Origin of the sequence: Chryseobacterium sp. POE27 (assembly GCF_039727685.1) — a bacterium.
In the GTDB taxonomy this organism is placed as follows: domain Bacteria; phylum Bacteroidota; class Bacteroidia; order Flavobacteriales; family Weeksellaceae; genus Chryseobacterium.
On sequence record NZ_CP152475.1, the window covers coordinates 3,082,278 to 3,103,468 of the forward strand.

The following is a 21,191-nucleotide window of genomic DNA, read 5'->3' on the forward strand; positions in this document are numbered from 1 at the left end:
AAAGAGGATAGAATAATTTTGGTCATTAAATAACCTGATATAACGAAAAATATATCAACACCAATAAATCCTGATTTAAACCATTGGAATTTATAATGATAGAAAAGCACTGCGAGTACAGATAATGCCCGCAGAAAAGAAATGTCGTATCTGAAATTACTGGTTTTCAATTCCTTTATTTAATCATTTTCGTATCCGTTTTCTTTTTTCCATTGATCAAATCCTTCTTTTTCCCAAGGCAAACTTCTTGAAAAATTATACGGCCATGGATAATGTGATCTGTCTGTTTCCCTTGATCTCATTTCCCGAACATCTTTAATTTTTTTCCCGGGATTACCGACAATTAAAGAATAATCTTCATGGCTTCCTCCAACCAAAGATTGAGCGCCTATTAAACAATGTTTTCCGATTTTAGTTCCGGGCAATAAGACAGAGCCGACAGCTACCTGAGAAAAATCTCCGATTTCCGGACCTATACAAATATCTGAAGGAGGCGTAGGGTCATTCGTGAATACCACATAAGGGTAAATAAAAACAAAATTCCCAATTGTAGAGTTTTGTCCAATGTGGACATTGCTGTGAAGCCAGCAGTTATTGCCAAAAGTCACATGCCCCTGAATATCCGTAACAGTACCTAATCTGCAGTTATTCCCGAAAACAGAGTTTTCTCTTACAGTAACACGGTGTCCTGTGGAAAAATGATTGCCGAATTGGGAACCCGCATATAAGATCGTGTGACTTCTGATCAATGCATTTTCACCGATGATGGTTTCAGGGTTTATATAATTATCTTTAAAATAATAATCGTTTAGAGGTTCTCCGATAACACAGTCATTGGCAATAACAGAATTATCACCAATTACAACATGGTCATAAATTACCGTGTTGTCGCCAATTTTTACATTTTTGCCTATTACTGCTTTATCACTTATAAATACATTTCTGTTATTAAATTTCATATTGATAATTTTTAAAGTCCTGGTAATTTCGAAAATAGTCACTTTCATCGTACAGTTCGGATGCCAGACACAATAATACGGCACTGTGACTGAATTTTATATCGCGCCAGATCAGTCTTGGAAGGTATAATCCTTTTGAAGGAGAGTCAAGAATGAAGGTTTCTTCTATTCCTTCTAAATTGATGGTGTTAAATTCTATTCTTCCGGAAACTGCAAATATGAGCTGTTCTAATTTCCTGTGAGCATGGCCTCCTCTCGTGACATCCTGAGGAGTATAATACGTCCAGTACACACGTTTAATTTCAAAAGGTATATTTTTCAGACTCTCAGCCACGGTAATGTAGCCAAGGTAAGAATTGCCAATTTTATCTAAACTGAAATATTGAGGATCGTTCATTAGCTGATTATTTTAAAATCCAATTCCGGTCTTATAATCCCAGGAAGAATTTCCATATTTTTCCCGATTTTTATATTGTCGACCTCGAAGCCAATTATGTTTGATGCAATGTATAATGGGACCCTTTGGTTTTCCCCAAAAATCAGCTTGAAATAATAATTTCCTGCATTGAGCAGATTCTTAGGAATATCAAATTCAATACAGTATTCTTTAGCCTCTGAGTCGTTATTGGTCGTAATTAAAACACCTGTATGAAAAACAGCGACTTCCTCGTATGTTCTTAGCTCGAAGGTCGCATCCATATTTATTCCGGATTTATAGTTGAAGAATCTAAGTTTTACCGAAACTCCGGATTCGATATCTAATAATTCTCCCTGGGATGGCTGTACAGAAAATTCAAGAATTTTTATATTCTCGTTACCTAATGCTGTTTCAAAGGAACCTTCGTGAATATATTTATTCCGGATCTCAGAATTTTTTTGATATTCTACAATGGTGTCAAGAATACTGCCTTTGTAAATTAATTGTCCCTGGTTTAGAAGAATACCTTTATTGCAGAGTTCCTTTATTGCCGTCATATTATGGCTCACGAATAATATTGTTCTTCCTTCTCCTTTGGTGACGTCTCCCATTTTCCCTAAGCACTTCTTTTGAAAATCTGCATCACCAACTGCCAGCACTTCATCTACGATCAGAATTTCAGATTCCAGATGTGCTGCAACTGCAAAGGCAAGACGTACATACATTCCTGAAGAGTATCTTTTTACCGGTGTGTCAATATATCTTTCAACCCCGGAAAAATCAACAATTTCATCAAATTTTCTACTGATCTCTTTTCGGGTCATCCCCAGAATGGCCCCGTTAAGAAATAAATTTTCACGGCCCGTCATTTCCGGATGAAAACCGGTTCCTACCTCTAATAAAGAAGCTATTCTTCCTCTTGTATAAATTTTTCCTGTTGTAGGTTTTGTTACTTTGCTCAGTAATTTTAAAAGGGTAGATTTCCCGGCGCCGTTTCTCCCGATGATGCCCACAGCATCACCTTGCTCAATTTCAAAGTTAATATCACGCAGAGACCAGACATACTCAGATTCTCCTTTTATGGTTCTGTCATTAACTTCACCGATTTTCAGATACGGATCTTCTTTTCCTCGCATTTTATGCCAGAATCTGTTGAGGTCATGAGATAAGGTTCCGGTACCTACCTGTCCTAATCTATATTGTTTTGATATGTTTTCTGCTTTTAAAGTCAGCATTTTTCCAGTATTAAGATTAAAGGTTTTAAACAGTATCCATAAAGGTCTTTTCAACCTTGTTGAATGTAAGGGTACCAATCATTAACAGTAAAAGAATTATGATTGTACTGAAAATAAGCATGACTGGTGAAAAGCTTCCAATCCCAAGCCATGCGTATTTAAAGCATTCGAAAATTCCTGTTAAAGGATTATAGAATGCTAATTTTTTGAAAAAGCCAGGCAAGGCTGATGCAGGGTAGATGACTGGTGTTGCATACATATATAAGCTGACTCCAAACCCCAAAAGCATGCTCATATCCTTATACTTTGTTGTAAGTGCCGAAAAAATCATTCCTGTTCCCAAGGCGAATAGTGCCATAAGAATCACCAGAAAAGGTGTAGCCAACATCCATATATTGGGGTGTATTCCCTCTTTAGATAAATAATATATCCAGACGATCAAAAACAAAAGAAACTGTACTCCGAATCGCATCAGATTAGAGATTACAATAGAGAGAGGAGTTACCAGCCTTGGGAAATAAACTTTGCCAAAAATGCCGGCGTTTCCTGAAAATGTGGATGAAGTTGCTAAAAGACAGGCAGAAAAATAATTCCAAAGGGTAACACCGGAAAGATAAAATAATAATGGTGGTGCACCATCTGTAGGAAGATTGGCAATTTTTCCGAAAACGATAAGGTAAGTAATGGTGGTAAAAATAGGGTTAATAAAAAACCAGACGGGACCTAAAATTGTCTGCTTAAAACTCGATATGAAATCTCTTTTTACAAACATGTAAACAAGATCCTTGTATTTCCATACCTCTTTTAATTTTAAGTCGAACAAAGAATGTCGGGATTCAATTATTTCGGTCCACTGTTGTTGTGGTTCATTCATCTGTGTAGAGTTTGATGCAAATTTATATATTTTAATAATATCTTGTATTTTTTTCTTGAAAAAAATATTATTTAGTTAAAAATTAAATCATTAATACTGAAAATATAATATTTGTTGTAGCAAATAAAAAAAACTGACATAGTCAAATGTCAGTTTTATTTCGTGATTATGTCACTCTATTTTACCAGATTTTTGAGATACTCGCCGTAACCACTTTTTCCATATTTCTCAGCGGCTTTAAGGAGCTGCTCTTCGCCAATGAATTTGTTTCTGAAAGCAATTTCTTCAATACATCCGATTTTGAATCCCTGTCTTTTTTCAATCACGCGTACAAATTCTGAAGCATCATTAAGAGAATCAAAAGTTCCTGTATCCAGCCATGCGGTACCTCTGTCGAGAACGCCTACTTCAAGCTTGCCTTTGTGAAGATAAACGTTATTAACATCGGTTATTTCAAGCTCACCTCTTGCAGAAGGCTGAATGTTTTTTGCTATTTCTACGACTTCATTGTCATAAAAATACAAACCAGGTACAGCATAATTTGATTTTGGATTCAATGGTTTTTCTTCAATAGAAACGGCTTTAAAATCATCATCAAATTCTACCACACCATATCTCTCAGGATCTGAAACGTGATAGGCAAAAACGACTCCGCCTTCAGGATTTGTTTTATTTTTAAGCAATGTTCCCATTTCGGAACCGTAGAAAATATTGTCACCTAAAACCAATGCTGCGGCATCATCTCCAATGAATTCATCTCCCAGAATAAATGCCTGCGCCAGGCCGTCCGGGCTTGGCTGAACAATATACTGAATATTACAGCCTATCTGTGAGCCATCACCCAAAAGCTTGATGAAACCTTCCTGGTCATGTGGTGTTGTGATAATCAAGATATCTTTAATACCCGCCAATAAAAGTGTCGACAACGGATAATAGATCATCGGTTTGTCATAAATAGGCATCAGCTGTTTGCTGACCGCAATCGTAAGAGGATAAAGTCGGGTTCCTGAACCTCCGGCTAAAATAATACCTTTCATCTTTATCGTATTTTAATGATATTGTTTTTCATAATACTTCTGATAATCCCCGCTTGTCACGTTTTCCAGCCATTCTTTATTTTCAAGATACCAGTCAATCGTTTTTGCTAAACCTTGCTCAAATGTTACAGAAGGTTTCCAGCCCAGATCTTTATTAAGCTTGGTAGCATCAATTGCATAACGTTTGTCGTGTCCTGGTCTGTCTTTTACAAAAGTGATCAGCTTTTCAGAATATCCTTCAGGTCTGTCAAGCTTTGCATCCATCTGTTTGATTAATTCTTTTACCAAATCAATATTCTGCCACTCATTGAATCCTCCGATATTGTAAGTTTCTCCTGTTTTGGCTTCATTAAAAATCTGATGAATTGCTTTTGCATGATCGATTACAAAAAGCCAGTCTCTCGTATATTTACCGTCACCGTAAATGGGCAAAGGTTTTTCATTAATAATGTTTGAAATACAAAGAGGAATTAATTTTTCAGGAAAATGATTGGGGCCATAGTTGTTTGAACAGTTCGATACGATAAAAGGCATTCCATAAGTATTTCCGTAAGCTCTCACCAAATGATCCGAAGCGGCCTTTGAAGCAGAATACGGAGATTGCGGATCGTAAGCAGTAGTTTCCAGAAAAAATCCTGTTTCTCCCAAACTTCCATACACTTCGTCGGTAGAAATATGATAGAAAAGATTTTTTCTTTTTTCATCAGGAAATCTTCCATGTGTGTGATCAGGATTGAGTGTCCAGAATTCTTTGCACAAATTCAAAAGATTAGCGGTTCCGTTTACATTCGTGTTGATAAATGCCATCGGATCCGTGATACTTCTGTCAACATGACTTTCTGCAGCCAGATGAACAACGGCATCAGGATTATATTTTTTGAAAATTACTCTTAATTCTTCAGGTTTTGTAATGTCTGCTTTTTCGAAAACATAGTTGGATTCATTTTCAATATCCTTTAGGTTTTCAAGATTTCCGGCGTAGGTGAGAGCATCTAAGTTGATAATCGTGCTGTCAGGATTATTTTTCACAAACTCTCTTACAACGTGTGAGCCGATAAATCCGGCGCCACCTGTAATGATAATATTTTTCATTTTTTTTAATTTACAATGGTTCTCCGGCCAATACTTTTATAGTAAAATCCGTTTTGTTCGGGTATTTCCAGAGGGTACATATTTCTTCCGTCAAAAACAGCTTTATTTTTCATCTTTTTGGCCATCATTTCAAAATTAGGATTTTTGAATTCCGGCCATTCCGTTGCGATGAATAAGGCGTCTGCATCTTCCAGTGCTTCATACATGGTTTTGGCAAATTGTATTTTATCTCCCAAAAGTTTTTTAACATTATTTTCTGCAACGGAGTCATACGCTACAATTTTTGCACCTTTCTCCAGTAAAATAGAAATATTGTCAAGCGAAGAGGCTTCGCGAATGTCATCGGTATTTGCCTTAAAAGCCAATCCCCACATCGCAATGGTTTTTCCTTCAATGTTTCCGCCAAAATACTTTTCGATTTCAGAAACTAAAATTACTTTTTGCGATGCATTTACATTTTCGGTTGCTTCTAAAATTTTGAAATCAAAATCTTCATTTTTTCCTGATTTTATCAAAGCTTTCACATCTTTAGGGAAGCAGCTTCCGCCATAACCGATTCCCGGAAAAAGGAATCTGTGCCCGATTCTGTCGTCGCTACCCATTCCCAGCCTTACTTTATCTACATCTGCGCCTACTTTTTCGCAATAGTTGGCAATTTCATTCATAAACGTGATCTTTACAGCAAGGAATGAATTCGCCGCATATTTTGTAAGCTCCGAAGATTTTTCGTCCATGAAAATAATAGGAACACCGGTATTAGTAAAAGGCTGGTAAATTTTTTCCATGATCTCCTTTGCCTTCTCCGAACTAGATCCTACAACTACTCTCGACGGATTCATGGAGTCTTCAACGGCAAAACCTTCTCTCAGGAATTCCGGGTTAGAAACCACATCAAAAGGAATTGTTGTTTTGGATTCGATCACTTCTCTCACTTTATCAGCTGTACCCACCGGAACCGTACTTTTGTTGACGATGACTTTATAGTCTGTCATCATTTCTCCGATGTCATTTGCAACCTTGATTACATACGAAAGGTCTGCAGAGCCGTCTTCTCCGGGAGGCGTTGGCAAAGCCAGGTAGATGACTTCGCTTTTATCTAATGCTTTTTTTAAATTGGTGGTGAAAAATAATCTTTCAGACTGGATGTTTCTCAAAAACATTTCTTCAAGGTTCGGCTCATAAATGGGAACTACGCCGTTTTTCATACCTTCTACTTTTTTTTCATCAATATCTACACAGTATACTGAATTTCCAAGTTCTGCTAAAGTCGTTCCTGTGACTAATCCTACATAACCTGTTCCTACAATAGTAATATTCAAAATGTATGTTTTTTTTTAAATTAATACAAAAGTAATAAAAATACCATCATGGTAAACTTTTAAATAATAAATAACTTATCCTGTTGATAATAAGTTATTTTGCTTTTTTAATAAATATTCGTATATTTGCAGTGGATTTACGGTAAACATGCAAAGGCCTTCGGAAGAAAGCCTTTTTTTCGTACGGGTAAATCAGTATTTTAAATAACGTATGGAGTTTAGAAAAAGAATTGAAGAATTATTAAATGAGTTCCTGGAAACGAGAACAGATCTGTTTCTTATAGATCTTAAAATCTCTGCCGGGGATGATATTACGGTGATTTTGGATGGTGATAACGGAGTTTCTCTGCAGGACTGTCTTGATGCAAGCCGCGCCATAGAATTTAATATGGATCGCGAAGAGCATGATTTCAGCCTTCAGGTAATGTCTGCCGGATTAAGCGAGCCTCTGGTAACTCCGAGACAGTTTGCCAAAAACCTCGGAAGAGAAATTGAAGTATTGTTGAATGACTCTACTAAAATTGAAGGTGAGCTGGCAAAAGTAGATGAAGAGAAAATCACACTGATACTTCGTTACCGAAAACCAAAAGATATCGGTAAAGGAAAAGTTGATGTGGAAGAGGAAAAGGAAATCTTTTACTCTGAGATTAAAAAAGCATTAGTAACAATTAAATTTTAAAAGAAAAAGAATAAATGGACAATATAGCGTTGATTGAATCCTTTGGTGATTTTAAAGACGAAAAAGGGATCAGTAAGATTGATCTTATGGCGATTATTGAAGATTCACTGAAGACACTTTTGAGAAAAAGATACGATTCTGATGATCATTTTGATGTGATTGTGAACCCTGATAAAGGAGATTTTCAGATATTTTTAAATAAAACGATCGTTGAGGATGAAATGTCTGAAGATGATGATCTGGAAATCGAAATCTCTGAAGCTAAAAAGATTGACCCTACTTTCGAAGTTGGTGAAGATTTTACAATGGAAATTCCTGTTGCACAGTTGGGAAGAAGAAATATCCTTACTTTGAAACAGATTTTGGCTACGAAATTGCAGGAACACAACAATGCCATGTTGTATGAGCAGTTTAAAGACAGAATCGGAGAGATTGTTGTGGGAGAAATTCACCATATCCGTCACAAACACGTAATTTTGCTGGATGATGAAGGGAATGAATTTATCTTACCTAAAGAAAATCAGATTCCATCCGATTTCTTTAAAAAAGGTGAAAACATCAGAGCTATTGTGGAAACGGTAGATTTCAAAGGTTCAAAGCCGCAGATTATTATTTCCAGAACTGCACCTAAATTCCTTGAGAAATTACTTGAGTTGGAAATTCCTGAAATTCAGGACGGAACGATTATGCTGAAAAAAGTAGTGAGAATTCCTGGTGAGAAGGCGAAAATTGCCGTTGATGCTTACGATGACAGAATTGATCCGGTAGGAGCTTGTGTTGGTGTGAAAGGATCCAGAATTCATGGCGTCGTAAGAGAGCTGAGAAATGAAAACATTGATGTTATTCAGTGGTCGAAAAATCCTGAAATTTTGGTGAAAAGAGCATTAGGAAATGTTACGATCAACAAAATTGATATCAATGAAAACAGTACATACGCTTTGGTTTATACGCCTGTTGAAGAGATCTCGAAAGTGATCGGAAAGCAGGGACAAAATATCAGACTTGCTTCTTGGTTGACAGGTTATGAGATTGATGTACACAGAGAAGCCAGCGAAGATGATGATGTTGAACTAAGAGAATTCAATGATGATATTGATCAGTGGATTATTGATGAATTCAAAAAAGTGGGTCTTACGACTGCAAAATCGGTTCTGGATAAGGAAACTGAGAGTTTATTAAATATGGTAGATCTTGAAGAAGAAACCATTGAAGAAGTGAAACGTATTCTGAGAGAAGAATTTGAAGATTAAGATTTTAATTAAATTTTAATAAACAGTAAAAAAGAAATACTTTAATTTTAAGAATTAAAAAACAGTAAATAATATAGATGCCAAAAATAAGATTAAATAAAGCGGTTAAGGAATTCAATATTTCGATGTCCAGATTAGTGGAATTTTTACAAGCTAAGGGTATCGAGGTTGAAAGCAATCCTAACGCTCAATTAGAAGAAGCGGCATATTCTGCATTGGAGGCTGAGTTTGCCAAGGACGGCGAACAGCGTAAAGCGTCCCATGAGGTGGTGATCACCAAGGTTCCGGAAGAAAAACTGGAAATTGAGGAAAAGAAAACCCCTGAAGTAATAAGAGCTAAAGCAAACAAACCGGAAACTAAAATTTTAGGTAAAATAGACTTAGAGCCTAAGAAACCTGAAGTAGAAGAAACTTCTGCTCCGAAACCGGAACCTGTGGTGGAAGAGAAAAAAGAAGAAGTTGCACCTGAAGTGAAAGCAACTCCTGAAAAACAGGAATTCAAAGTCCTGGATAAAATAGATTTGTCCCAGATCGAGTCCAGAAACAGGCCCGTAAAAAAAGACAAACCAAAAGTGGAGGATAAAAAAGCAGAAGAAAAGCCTGTTGAAAAACCAGCTGCAGTGGAGTCTGTAAAAGAAACTCCAAAACCTGTTGCAGAAGTGCCCGTACCTGAAGCTAAACCGGATGAAGTGAAAGTAACAATGATAAATACTCCGGATGAACCTCATGAATCTCAGAAGATTGAAACCGTTTACCAAAAACTTGACGGTCCCAAAATTGTTGGTGAGAAAATCGATTTAACACAGTTTGCCCCTAAACAAGGCGCGGGTGCTAAAAAGAAGAGAAAAAGAATTGAGAAACCCGGAGGTCAGAACCAGCAGGGAGGAAACAACAATCAACAAGGCGGAAATAATCAGGGTGGACAAAACCGTCCTCAAGGTCAGGGTGGACCAGGTGGTCAAAACCGTCCCCAAGGCCAAGGTAGCCAGGGTGGAAACCGCTTCGGAAACAACAGCCAGGGTGGTCAAAACCGTCCTCAGGGACAAGGTGCCGGACAAGGCGGAAACCGTTTTGGAAACAATAACCAGGGCAATCGTCCTCCAGGGCAGGGTAACCGTCCACCAGGACAAGGTGGAAACCGATTTGGAAACAACAGACCCGGACAAAGAACAATGCCTGTTGAGCTTACAGATGAGCAGGTGAAAAATCAGATCAAGGAAACCCTTGAAAAATTAACCAATAAAGGAGGTAAATCAAAATCTGCGAAACACAGAAAGGATAAGAGAAACTTCCGTAGAGAACAAGACGAACGTCAGCAGGAAATTGATGCAGCAGACAGAACATTAAAAGTAACGGAATTCATCACAGTAGGCGAATTGGCAAGTTTAATGAACGTATCTCCTACAGAAGTAATTTCAGCTTGTTTCTCATTAGGGGTAATGGTTACCATGAATCAGAGACTTGAAGCTGATACTTTATTATTAGTGGCTGATGAATTCGGATATAAAATTGAATTCTCTGATGCAGATCTTGAAGAAACAGAAGCTGAGGACGAGATCGACAATGAAGAAAATTTAGTATCAAGAGCGCCGGTAGTTACCGTAATGGGACACGTTGACCACGGTAAAACCTCATTATTGGATTATATCAGAAAAACTAACGTTATTGCAGGAGAATCCGGTGGTATTACCCAGCATATCGGGGCTTATAATGTGAAACTGGAAAATGGTCAGAGAATTACATTCCTGGATACCCCTGGTCACGAAGCCTTTACCGCAATGAGAGCGAGGGGTGCACAAATCACCGATATTGCAATTATTGTAATTGCTGCTGATGACGATGTGATGCCTCAGACAAAAGAAGCGATTGCTCATGCTCAGGCTGCGCAGGTACCAATGATTATTGCGATCAATAAGGTTGATAAACCTAATGCAAATCCGGACAATATTCGTCAGCAACTTTCAGGCTTAAACCCACCGGTTTTAGTGGAAGAATGGGGAGGAAATGTTCAGGCTCAGGAGATTTCAGCTAAAATGGGTAATAATATTGATCTTTTATTGGAAAAAGTATTATTACAGGCAGAAATGTTAGAATTGAAAGCTAACCCTGCACGTTCTGCAAATGGAGTTGTTATTGAAGCATCACTAGATAAAGGAAGAGGTTATGTAGCAACTATGTTGGTGCAATCCGGAACTTTAAAAGTTGGTGATTATGTAGTAGCCGGTAAAAACCACGGTAAAGTAAAAGCTTTACTTGATGAAAGAGGTAAAAATCTTGAAGAAGCGGGACCTTCAATTCCTGCAACGATCTTAGGTCTGGACGGGGCGCCTACGGCGGGAGATAAATTCCGTGTATATGCTGATGAAAGTGAAGGTAAGGCTATTGCCAATAAGAGAGAGCAGCTTCAGAGAGAATTGTCGATCAGAACTAAAAAACATACAACGCTTGAGGAATTAGGAAGACGTATTGCTTTAGGTGAATTTAAGGAATTGAATATCATCCTTAAAGGTGACGTAGATGGTTCTGTAGAAGCACTTTCTGATCAGCTACAGAGATTATCAACAGAGGAGATCAGTGTGAAAATTCTTCACTCAGGTGTAGGACAGATCACAGAATCCGATATCAACCTTGCTGCGGCTTCTGATGCTATTATCATTGGTTTCAATGTTAGGGCTGGTGCTAATGCAAAAGATCTTGCTGACCGTGAAGAAATTGAGATCAGAACATATTCTGTAATCTATAAAGCAATTGATGAGGTAAAAGAAGCGATGGAAGGAATGCTATCTCCGGAGATCCAGGAGCAGGTGATTGGTAACGTTGAAATCCGTGAAGTATTTAAGATTTCTAAAGTAGGAACAATTGCCGGTTGTATGGTTCTTACCGGTAAGGTTACAAGACAATCAAAAATACGTCTATTGAGAGATGGTATTGTTAAATTCGAAGGAGAACTTGAGAGTTTAAAACGTTTCAAAGACGACGTAAAAGAAGTAACAAAAGGCTACGAATGTGGACTTAACCTTAAAGGATATAATGACATTGAAGTTGGAGATATTCTTGAGGTGTATGAGGAGGTTGCTGTGAAGAAGAAGTTGAAGTAAAGTATTACTTTCTACATTATAATTAACCCGCTTTTCAAAAAAGCGGTTTTTTTTGTGATGAATATAAATTTAGAATGATTCTAAATTGAATTTTCGTAATTACTCCATATATGTTAAAATTTTTAATTCAATATTGTTTATGAATTTAAAACAATAATCATATGCATAATAGCATAATGAAATAGCTTTATTTTATGGCAATAGATGGGCATAAGGTTATGTAGTTATGAAATATTTAAATATAAAAATTGCTGATGTTAAAATTTATTAACATATTTGTTTACTTTTTTTAAAAATATTAAAATTTGTTAATATGAATGTGAAATTACGTGTATTAAGTGTGGGAGCTTTGTTCTTCTTAGGACAAGCTGCTTTTGCGCAAAAAACTAAAACAGACACGGCTGCTAACGAGACTCAGATTGAAGAAGTTGTTATGGTTGGATTCGGTCAAAAAAGAGCAGTTCAAGAAATTACCGGTTCAACGTCTACAATGAAAGCTAAGGCTATTGAAGATATTCCTGTAGCTTCTGTGGATAAATTACTTCAGGGTAGAGTAACTGGTGTGCAAACGGGAGCTGCTTCAGGTCAGCCTGGTGGGTTTGCTTCTGTAAGAGTTAGAGGGGTTGCTTCTATTAACGGAGGTGTTACTCCTATTTATGTTGTAGATGGTGTAAGGGTTGCTTCTGGAGACCTGACTGGGAACAGTACTTCTTCCAATATTCTTGCAAGCATGAACCCGAATGATATTGAAAGTGTTACGGTACTTAAAGATGCTGTTTCTACTGCTGTTTACGGTGCAGATGCTGGTGCCGGGGTAATTATTATTACAACGAAATCTGGAAAAAGAGGAAAGCCAAGATTTAATTTAAGCTTTAACCATGGGGTAAGTGATAGGGCTGTAGAGGGGTATAGAGGCCTAAGTGCTCAGCAATATCAGGATTTAGTAGCTGTTCAGGTTTTGAACAGGTATCCTCAGTTGGGTACTATTGAAGATACAAAAGATGCGTTAGCGGGTGGAGCGCTCGGTGCTTCGGCTGCTGCTATCTATAATACAGGAGGAGACACAAATTGGAGAGATGCCGTATCTCATAAAGGAGGTGCATATGTTCAGAATGCAGATGTAAGTATGTCTGGAGGAAATGAACAAATATCATACTATAACTCAATTAACTATTTTGATCAAAATAGTATTATTAAAAATTCATCATTTAACAGACTAACTTTTACAAATAAGCTTGATATAAAAGCTACGGATAAGTTTAGATTCGGAACGAATCTTCAAATGTCCTATAGCAAGATTAATACATTGCCAAATGGTGGAGGTTTTGCAAATCCTATTTTAGGAGAATATTTTTTAAGACCTACCGATCCTCTTTATAGAGCAGGCGGAAGCTACTATTGGGGTGCGAACGGAAGAACATCAAACGGTCTTTTTAATAATGCGGCATTATTAGATTACAATTCTCAAGTTGGTAAAACAGCAAGAGTTTTTGGTAACTTATATGCTGAGTATGATATTTTGAAAAATTTGAAATATAGATTTGTATTCGCTCCAGAATATATAAATATTGAAGAAGATGAGTACAGAAGTCCACTCCATGGTGATGGAACCAATTACAATGGACTGGCTGTTTCAGGAACCAGAAGATATTTTAATTTCAACGTACAGAATATCTTAAGTTATAACTTTAGCCTTGCAGAAAAACATAACTTTGATTTCTCAGCAATTCAAGAAGCTTACAAATCTGATTTCAGAGATTTAACAGCAAATGCATCTGCAGTAGGTAGCCTGTCACTGACAACAATTTCCAACTTTGTTAAAATGCAGTCTATTGCCGGAACAAAATCTCAAAATAGCAGATATGGATATGCTTTAACTGGACATTATGACTTTCAAAAGTTAATTTTACTTGATGCATCATACAGAAGAGACGTTTTATCTTACTTTACACCAGGGCAAAAAGGAGGTAATTTCTGGTCTGCAGGTTTAGGGATAGATTTAGCTAAGCTGGATTTTATTAGAGAAGTGGACGAAATTTCAAGTTTAAAGTTCAGAGCATCTTATGGTAAAGTAGGAAATCAGATTTTTGCAGTTCCGTATGCTACTTATTCTTACTCGACAAATTATGATGATTTGGCTGCTGCTACTTATAAAGGATTTTATAACCCGAATTTACAATGGGAAACTATTAAACCTTTCAACGTTGGACTTGATTTCGGATTCTTTAAGAACAGATTAACTGTTAGTGCAGAGTACTATAATAAAAAGACTGAAGATTTAATTTATAATATTCCATTATCTTCAGCGCAAGGATTAGCAAGCTATGTAGATAATGTCGGTGATCTTGTAAACAAAGGTTTTGAGTTTTCAGTGAATGGTGATATCTTTACAGGAACAAGAGATGAGTTCAATTTAAGCTTAGGAGCAAACTTAAGTACATTAACTAACGAAATCACTTCTTTGTACGGAGGGGATGTTAATACAGGAACTACAACTTTAAGAGTTGGAGAAGGTGTTAGAACTTGGTATCTTAGAAAATGGGCGGGTGTAGATCCTACCAATGGTGATCCTCTATGGTATGTAAATGGTGTTGACGGTGAAACCACTAATAATTATAATCTGGCTAAACAGGCTGTACAAGGAAGTTTCTTAAGCAAAGTATTTGGAGGTGCTAATATTAATATGTCTTATAAAGGTTTTGGTCTTGATGCACAGTTTACTTACGGATTCGGAGGAAAGGTTTATGATGATTGGGCAAATTACACAATGAGTGACGGTCAATATACTCTAAACTATCCTGGATATGCAGATCAGATGGATTACTGGACGCCTGATAATCCGAACGCAGCAAATCCAAAACCAATTTATGGTGGAAACAAGCGTTCAAATCAGGCCTCTACAAGATTTTTATATGACAGTGATTATATCAGATTAGGTAATGCAAGACTTTCATATACATTCAATAATGAAATGTTGAGAGGCTCAGGATTAAACTCTGTTCAAATTTATGTTATGGGAACCAATATTTGGACTCATACATTTGATGATAGATTAAAACTAGATCCGGAAATTAACTTAGAAGGAACTTCAAATTTGAATTTACCTATTTTGAAGACGTATAGTATAGGTGTTAATATAGGGTTCTAATTATAAATAAGATGAATATTATGAAATTAAATATTTTAAAAACAATATTGTTAACTGCTAGTTTATCCACTGCAATTGTTTCTTGTAGTGAAGACTTTGTAGAAACTAAATTTTTTCAGGATGTAGAACAGGCGCCGCTTACAAGTTTGACTGAAGTAGAGTCGTTCGAGAGAGGAATGTACACATCAATGAGATCAGAAACTTATTACGGAAGAGATTATACCGCATTTGCTGAAGTAAGATCTGACGAAATGTACAGTAACCTGTATGCAGGATATTTTACGACAGTATACAATTATCAGATGACGTCTGCGGATGCTTATGCAAGAGATACTTACAGACAGATTTATACGGCTGTAGCGAAAGCAAATATCTTAATTAATACTGATGTAAACGGTATTCAGGGAACAGCAGCTGATCGTGATGCTGTCAGATATCATATCGGACAGGCTTACGTATTAAGAGCATTATATTTCTTTGATCTTCTAAAATTATACGGGCAGAAATACACTGGTGGTAGTTTAGGTATTGTTACTCCATTGAAATATGATCCTAAAGCTTTACAAGCAAGAGGTACAATAGCCCAGAATGAAGCTCAGATAGAATCTGATTTTACCACAGGGTTGGCCATGATGGAGCAGTATGATTTGGGAGTTACAGATCGTGTATATTTAAATGTTTACGGAGCCAAAGCATTAATGTCTAGATTTTATCTTTATAAAGGAGATTATGCTAAAGTGAGAACATTAGTTGCAGATATCGTTAATAGTGATTTATATCAGGTAATTCCGGCTGCTTCTTATGCGGGTTCATGGAAATCTTCTAAGCAAAATAATAGCATCTTTGAACTTGCTGTAGGTGTTGCAGGTGCTAATGGTACAAACTCACTGGGATACCTTTACAACTATAATGGGTATGGAAATACTGTGGTAAGTTCTGGTTTGTATAATCAATACAGTAATAATGATGTAAGAAAGAGTATAATCGAGCTTACTGACGGCGAATATTATTTATATAAGTATCCAAGCTTGGAAGGAGCTGATAATCTTAAGCTTATTAGATATGAAGAAGTTCTTCTAAATGGAGTTGAAGCAGAGCTTAATGGAGGAAGTGCTGCTACAGCCCTAATTTACTACAATCAAATTGTTCAAAACAGAGGTCTTGCTGCTGCATCATCTGTAAATATGACCACTCTAAAACTTGAAAGAGCTAAAGAATTAGTAGGAGAAGGATTCAGACAGTGGGATTTGCTAAGATGGGGAGATCCAGTTCCTAGACCTTCTGTTGCAAGTACTGATATAAGACTAACAGCTTTTCCTATTCCGAGAGTAGAAACTGATATTGCGGGAACGCCAATTGTATCTAACCCTGGTTACGATAACTAATAATTTTTAAAATAAATTATAATATAAACCGCCTCGTACGAGGCGGTTTTTTATTTGCCTAGACTAACATTTTTTTGAATCATAAAGTATATGAAAATTACTACTCCTAATTTATTGAAGAAACCATAATGAAATTTAGAATAATTCTAAATAATTTTCTTATGTTAAAGAAGTCTAGTGAATAAAATTTTGGAACAAATTTTTTTTCTTGAAAATCGATTATGAAATAAAATTTTTAATCAAAAATACTGTTTTTACGAATTTATACATTTGATTATCAGTTTGTTATGTATTTTTATTTTTTGGATATTTTAATATTTATTAACATATTTGCCATTATAAATATTAAAATTTGTTAATATGAATGTGAAATTACGTGTATTGAGTGCTGGTGTTTTGTTTTTTATTGGTGGAACAGTTATAGCCCAAAAAACTAAAAGAGATACTGTTCCAAAAGAAAAGCAAATTGAAGAGGTTATAGTAATGGGATCTTATGGTATAAAGCAAACTGCAGAGCAAATTACTGGAGCTAGTGTAAGGATAAAATCGGATCAATTGGAAAGACCTTCTGCGGTATCAATTGAAGGTGCTTTGCAGGGCCAGGTAGCGGGGCTTATGTCTACAGCAAGCAGCGGTCAACCAGGTGCTAATTCAATTACTTTAATTAGGGGTATTGGCTCTTTGACTTCTGGAAATAATCCATTATATATTATAGATGGAGTGCCTATTCCAGCAGGAGATATATCAGGGTTATTAACTACACAAAATGCATTGTCTCTAATCAATCCTGCAGACATTGAAAATGTAGAAGTTTTAAAAGATGGTGTAGCAACAGCGGTCTATGGCTCTAGGGGTGCTAACGGAGTTGTTGTAATAACTACCAAGTCTGGAAAAAAAGGCAAATCTGATATAAATTTCACTACTGAAATTGGTGCAGGTGATGTCGCTTTTGAAAAATTTAATATGCTTAATGCCGAAGAATCTACAAAATTATTTGGTTTAAGCTTATTTAATGCTGGTCAAGCTCCATCTTTACAAGATGGATATGATATAGCCAAATCTGAATATGGTTGGGATGGAGTTTCTAATTATGACTGGAATAAAGTTGTAAGGAGATCTAATCCTGCTTTTAGTAGATACAATGTAAATTATTCTGGAGGTGTAGGAAATTTTTCAATTTATGCCTCTATGGGATATTTGCAACAAGAAGGAATTTCCAGAGATTCAAAATTTGATAGATATAATGGAACTTTAAGAGCGGACTGGAAAGCTAGTGATAGGCTTAAGATGAACATGTCAATTAACTTATCACGCTCTGTTCAAAATGGATCAGCAGACGGATCAGCATTTGGGAATCCAACATTTACAGGAAGGTTGATGTCTCCAACACAGCCAATCTACAATCCTGATGGAACTTATAATATAAACCTATATTATATAAATTCAACTTTTAATCCGGTAGGTATTCAGAATGAAAATTTAGAAAAAGGTATTTTCAATAAAATTATTACAAGTATTGGTGCTGATTATCAGTTTTTACCAAATTTCAGATATAGTTCTAATTTTGGCTTGGATTATACATCAAGTAATGAATTGGTATATTGGAATCCAGACTTTGGTGACGGTTTAAATCTTGGAGATACGAATGGAAACGGTAATCTTTTTAAAAATTTTAATAATTACCTGACATGGAATTGGTATAATTTTTTACACTATAATAAAATTTTTGCAGAAAAACATGATCTTTCTGTTTCAGTCGGATTGGAGGCTACTAGGACAGAGCGTGAATTTTATGGATATCAAAAACAAGGTTTCCCTGCAGGTACAAGAATAAAGTATGCAGATGCGGGAACTAATGCTGTTGACATCACAGGTAGTGCGGATTTTAGAAGTTTGGTCGGATATGTGGGACGAGTTTCATATACCTTTAACAAATATTTAACTGTAGCCGGATCTTTTAGAAGGGATGGCTATACTGGATTTACAGATTATTATGGCAATTTCTGGGGTACTGGATTGAGCTTTGATTTTGGAAAGGCTGGTATATTACCGGGGTTTTTTAAGAGCTTAAAACTAAGAGCTAGTTATGGGCAGAATGGAAATCAAGCGGCTGGTCCATATGCAAAAATTGACCAATATTCCTATAATGGGTCTTATATTTCAAATAATGCTGGCTTTATTTCCAATGTTGCTCCAAGTGAGGGACTTTACTGGGAAAAATCAGATAAGTCGAATATTGGATTAGACTTTACTTTCGGTAAAAATGGACTAATTTACGGAACAGTTGAAGTTTATAAGAATAATAATAGTGATCAAGTATTTAATGTTCCAAATCCTCCTTCTACAGGATTTAATCTTTTAACTAAAAATTTAGCTGACTCTTACTCTAAAGGATTAGAAGCTACTTTAGGATTTAGAGTAGGAAATGGAGAGGGGCTGAATTGGAATACAAAATTTAATTATTCTTATAATGATAGTAGAATCAAAAATTTGAATGGGGAAACAAGCCCAACTATTATTGATGGAAACAAAGCTTGGTTGCCAGGACATAATCCTACTGAATTTTATATGAGATTATGGGCAGGTGTTGACCCGAAAAATGGAGATCCACTTTGGTACACAGATGACACAAAGACTGCAACTACAAATAATTCAGGGTTAGCTAAGTTGTCTTTCACAGGAAAGCATGCTCTACCTACTCATATAGGGAGTTGGTATAATGAATTAAATTACAAAAATTTTAAATTATCTTTCTTAATAAATTATCAAGGTAATTATTCGGTATATGATAGATGGGCATTTGTCTATGATTCAAGCGGACAGTATGGATATTTAAATCAATTATCTTCTGCTTTATATGATTCTTGGACTAGTGAAAACACAAGTGCTTCTCAACCAAAATATGTATATGGTGGTAATAAAAATGCTAATGCAACATCCACAAGATATTTATTTGATGGAGACCACATAAGGTTGAGAAACGTTGAATTTGGATATAGATTTACTAAAAAGACACTTAATATTAATGGGATTAATGGCATATATGTATATGCTAGAGGTATCAACTTATATACTTATGCTTTTGATAAAAGTCTTTATTTTGATCCTGAATCAAATTCAAACGCATTTGCCTATACTGCTTCAAATCTAGGTATATACGATCAAACACAACCTAACTTAAGACAATATATGTTAGGATTTACTATAGATTTCTAATAATAAATAATTATCAAATGAAAAAAATTAAATATATAATTGCTTCTTTAGCTTTTACTTCTTTTTTTACATCTTGTAGTGAGGAATTTCTGGATGAGAAACCTCAAGTTAATGTAGAACTCAGTCAAGGTATTACAAATGAAAAGACTCTTGAAATTGCAGTTAATGGATTGCATAATTCAATGCAAAGTACAAATTCATATGGAGCTTTAATTCCTACACTAAATGAATTATTGGCAGATAATAGCTTTGTAAGTCTTAGAAATTCTAATAGATTTGCTGGAACAAGACAAGCTGATTTGTCATATTATGTAAGGCAACAAGGCGATTTTACAAATCTTTGGGGCAGTTTATATTTTATTGTCTCAAACGCAAATTTTGTATTAAGTTATGAAGGGCAAATTCAAGATGATATTAATACCAATACTACGCCTGAAGGTTTATTTGCACAAGCACATGCTGTGAGGGCTATGGCTTTTTATGATTTGGTGACTCATTTTTCAGAAGTTTCAGGAAATGGCAACCAAGAATTAGGTGTTCCTCTGCCTTTAAAAGTAGATGTAAATGCAAAATTGCCTAGAGCTACTGTGGCTCAGGTTTATAATCAGATTCTTGCTGATTTGAAAGCAGCTGAAGGGAAAATCCTTAATCAAGACAAAAGATTAATAAATAATGTTGCCGTAGATATGTTATTCTCAAGATATTATCTCGCGGTAAAAAATTATGAGATGGCTGATACTTATGCTCAAAAAGTTTTGAGTAGTAGTTTTTCTACCATTGCTACCACAACATCAGCTCCAACTATGTTTTCCACTGCTAATGAAGGAAGTAATCCTGAGACTATTTTCAGGCTTGAATTTAATGATAAGGATTTACCGGGTTCTAATGATGCTATTATAGCAACCTGGTATTCTGGTGGAACGTATAGACAAAATTTTGCTACGAGAGCATTTTATAATAAACTGTCAACAAACGATGTTAGGAGAAATACGTGGTATAAATTAACAGGTGTTGGTACTCCATCTCTATCTGCTTTTCCAGATAATCCTAAGCCTGTAGATGTTGCTAAATATACAGCAATTGGTACAGATGTTATATTAATGCGAAAGTCTGAAGCAATATTTAATCAATTAGAGGCTTTATACTATACTAATCCTACTTCTGCTTTAGCTAAGTTGAATGCATATATTTCTACTTACAGAGTACCAGGTTATGTATTTACAGGTAGTGGACAATCTTTACTGGAAGAAATATTATTCCAGAAAGATGTTGAGTTATTTTTAGAAGGATTTAGATATCGAGATTTAAAAAGAAATAATTTAGGATTTACAAATCCTCAAACTGGAGTTACACTTGATCCAAGTAAATATCAATTTAAAGCATTTGCTATTCCTCAAGGTGAAGTTTTGAGTAATCCTAATATTTCTCAATTTCCTGGTTATTAATATCAATTTAAATTGATTATTTTTATTAGATCCCGT

The 21,191-nt window shown here is 35.7% G+C and carries 14 protein-coding genes; 7 read left to right on the forward strand and 7 right to left on the reverse strand.

Features of this window, described 5'->3' with window-relative positions; all coding sequences use genetic code 11:
* Positions 1-179: 179 nt before the first annotated feature.
* From AAHI02_RS14630 to AAHI02_RS14660, 7 genes are all read right to left on the reverse strand, one after another.
* The gene (locus AAHI02_RS14630; protein ID WP_346983876.1) at positions 180-959 is read right to left on the reverse strand and encodes a DapH/DapD/GlmU-related protein; all 780 of its coding nucleotides are present in this window, start codon (positions 957-959) and stop codon (positions 180-182) included.
* On the reverse strand, positions 949-1,356 hold the full coding sequence (locus tag AAHI02_RS14635; protein ID WP_346983877.1) for an FdtA/QdtA family cupin domain-containing protein: 408 nt from the start codon (positions 1,354-1,356) through the stop codon (positions 949-951). The genes AAHI02_RS14630 and AAHI02_RS14635 overlap by 11 nt, the downstream gene beginning before the upstream one ends.
* Positions 1,356-2,612 (reverse strand): ABC transporter ATP-binding protein, encoded by a 1,257-nt coding sequence (locus AAHI02_RS14640; protein WP_346983878.1) that lies wholly within the window; start codon positions 2,610-2,612, stop codon positions 1,356-1,358. The genes AAHI02_RS14635 and AAHI02_RS14640 overlap by 1 nt, the downstream gene beginning before the upstream one ends.
* A gap of 25 nt (positions 2,613-2,637) precedes the next feature.
* Entirely contained in the window at positions 2,638-3,486 is an 849-nt protein-coding gene (locus tag AAHI02_RS14645) for an ABC transporter permease (protein WP_346983879.1), read from the reverse strand.
* A gap of 176 nt (positions 3,487-3,662) precedes the next feature.
* Positions 3,663-4,523: a glucose-1-phosphate thymidylyltransferase RfbA gene (gene rfbA / locus AAHI02_RS14650; RefSeq protein WP_346983880.1), complete on the reverse strand. Its 861-nt coding sequence runs from the start codon at positions 4,521-4,523 to the stop codon at positions 3,663-3,665.
* A gap of 12 nt (positions 4,524-4,535) precedes the next feature.
* Positions 4,536-5,615: a dTDP-glucose 4,6-dehydratase gene (gene rfbB, locus AAHI02_RS14655; RefSeq protein ID WP_346983881.1), complete on the reverse strand. Its 1,080-nt coding sequence runs from the start codon at positions 5,613-5,615 to the stop codon at positions 4,536-4,538.
* 5 nt (positions 5,616-5,620) lie between these two features.
* On the reverse strand, positions 5,621-6,934 hold the full coding sequence (locus AAHI02_RS14660; RefSeq protein ID WP_346983882.1) for a UDP-glucose/GDP-mannose dehydrogenase family protein: 1,314 nt from the start codon (positions 6,932-6,934) through the stop codon (positions 5,621-5,623).
* A gap of 211 nt (positions 6,935-7,145) precedes the next feature.
* Between AAHI02_RS14660 and rimP the strand changes: the two genes are divergently transcribed.
* The 7 genes from rimP (at position 7,146) to AAHI02_RS14695 (ending at position 21,155) form a co-directional block, all read left to right on the forward strand.
* A complete protein-coding gene (gene rimP, locus AAHI02_RS14665; RefSeq protein ID WP_346983883.1) occupies positions 7,146-7,613 on the forward strand; it encodes a ribosome assembly cofactor RimP in 468 nt (155 codons plus the stop codon).
* 14 nt (positions 7,614-7,627) lie between these two features.
* Positions 7,628-8,863 (forward strand): transcription termination factor NusA, encoded by a 1,236-nt coding sequence (gene nusA, locus AAHI02_RS14670; RefSeq protein WP_346983884.1) that lies wholly within the window; start codon positions 7,628-7,630, stop codon positions 8,861-8,863.
* A 77-nt stretch (positions 8,864-8,940) separates the two neighbouring features.
* Entirely contained in the window at positions 8,941-11,961 is a 3,021-nt protein-coding gene (infB, locus tag AAHI02_RS14675; RefSeq protein ID WP_346983885.1) for a translation initiation factor IF-2, read from the forward strand.
* Between the two features lie 313 nt (positions 11,962-12,274).
* Positions 12,275-15,109: a SusC/RagA family TonB-linked outer membrane protein gene (locus AAHI02_RS14680; RefSeq protein WP_346983886.1), complete on the forward strand. Its 2,835-nt coding sequence runs from the start codon at positions 12,275-12,277 to the stop codon at positions 15,107-15,109.
* 20 nt (positions 15,110-15,129) lie between these two features.
* A complete protein-coding gene (locus AAHI02_RS14685) occupies positions 15,130-16,494 on the forward strand; it encodes a RagB/SusD family nutrient uptake outer membrane protein (protein ID WP_346983887.1) in 1,365 nt (454 codons plus the stop codon).
* A 360-nt stretch (positions 16,495-16,854) separates the two neighbouring features.
* Positions 16,855-19,710 carry a SusC/RagA family TonB-linked outer membrane protein gene (locus AAHI02_RS14690; RefSeq protein ID WP_346983888.1) on the forward strand — a complete coding sequence of 952 codons (2,856 nt, stop codon included), beginning with the start codon at positions 16,855-16,857 and terminating at the stop codon, positions 19,708-19,710.
* A gap of 17 nt (positions 19,711-19,727) precedes the next feature.
* Positions 19,728-21,155 carry a RagB/SusD family nutrient uptake outer membrane protein gene (locus AAHI02_RS14695; protein WP_346983889.1) on the forward strand — a complete coding sequence of 476 codons (1,428 nt, stop codon included), beginning with the start codon at positions 19,728-19,730 and terminating at the stop codon, positions 21,153-21,155.
* Positions 21,156-21,191 lie beyond the last annotated feature (36 nt).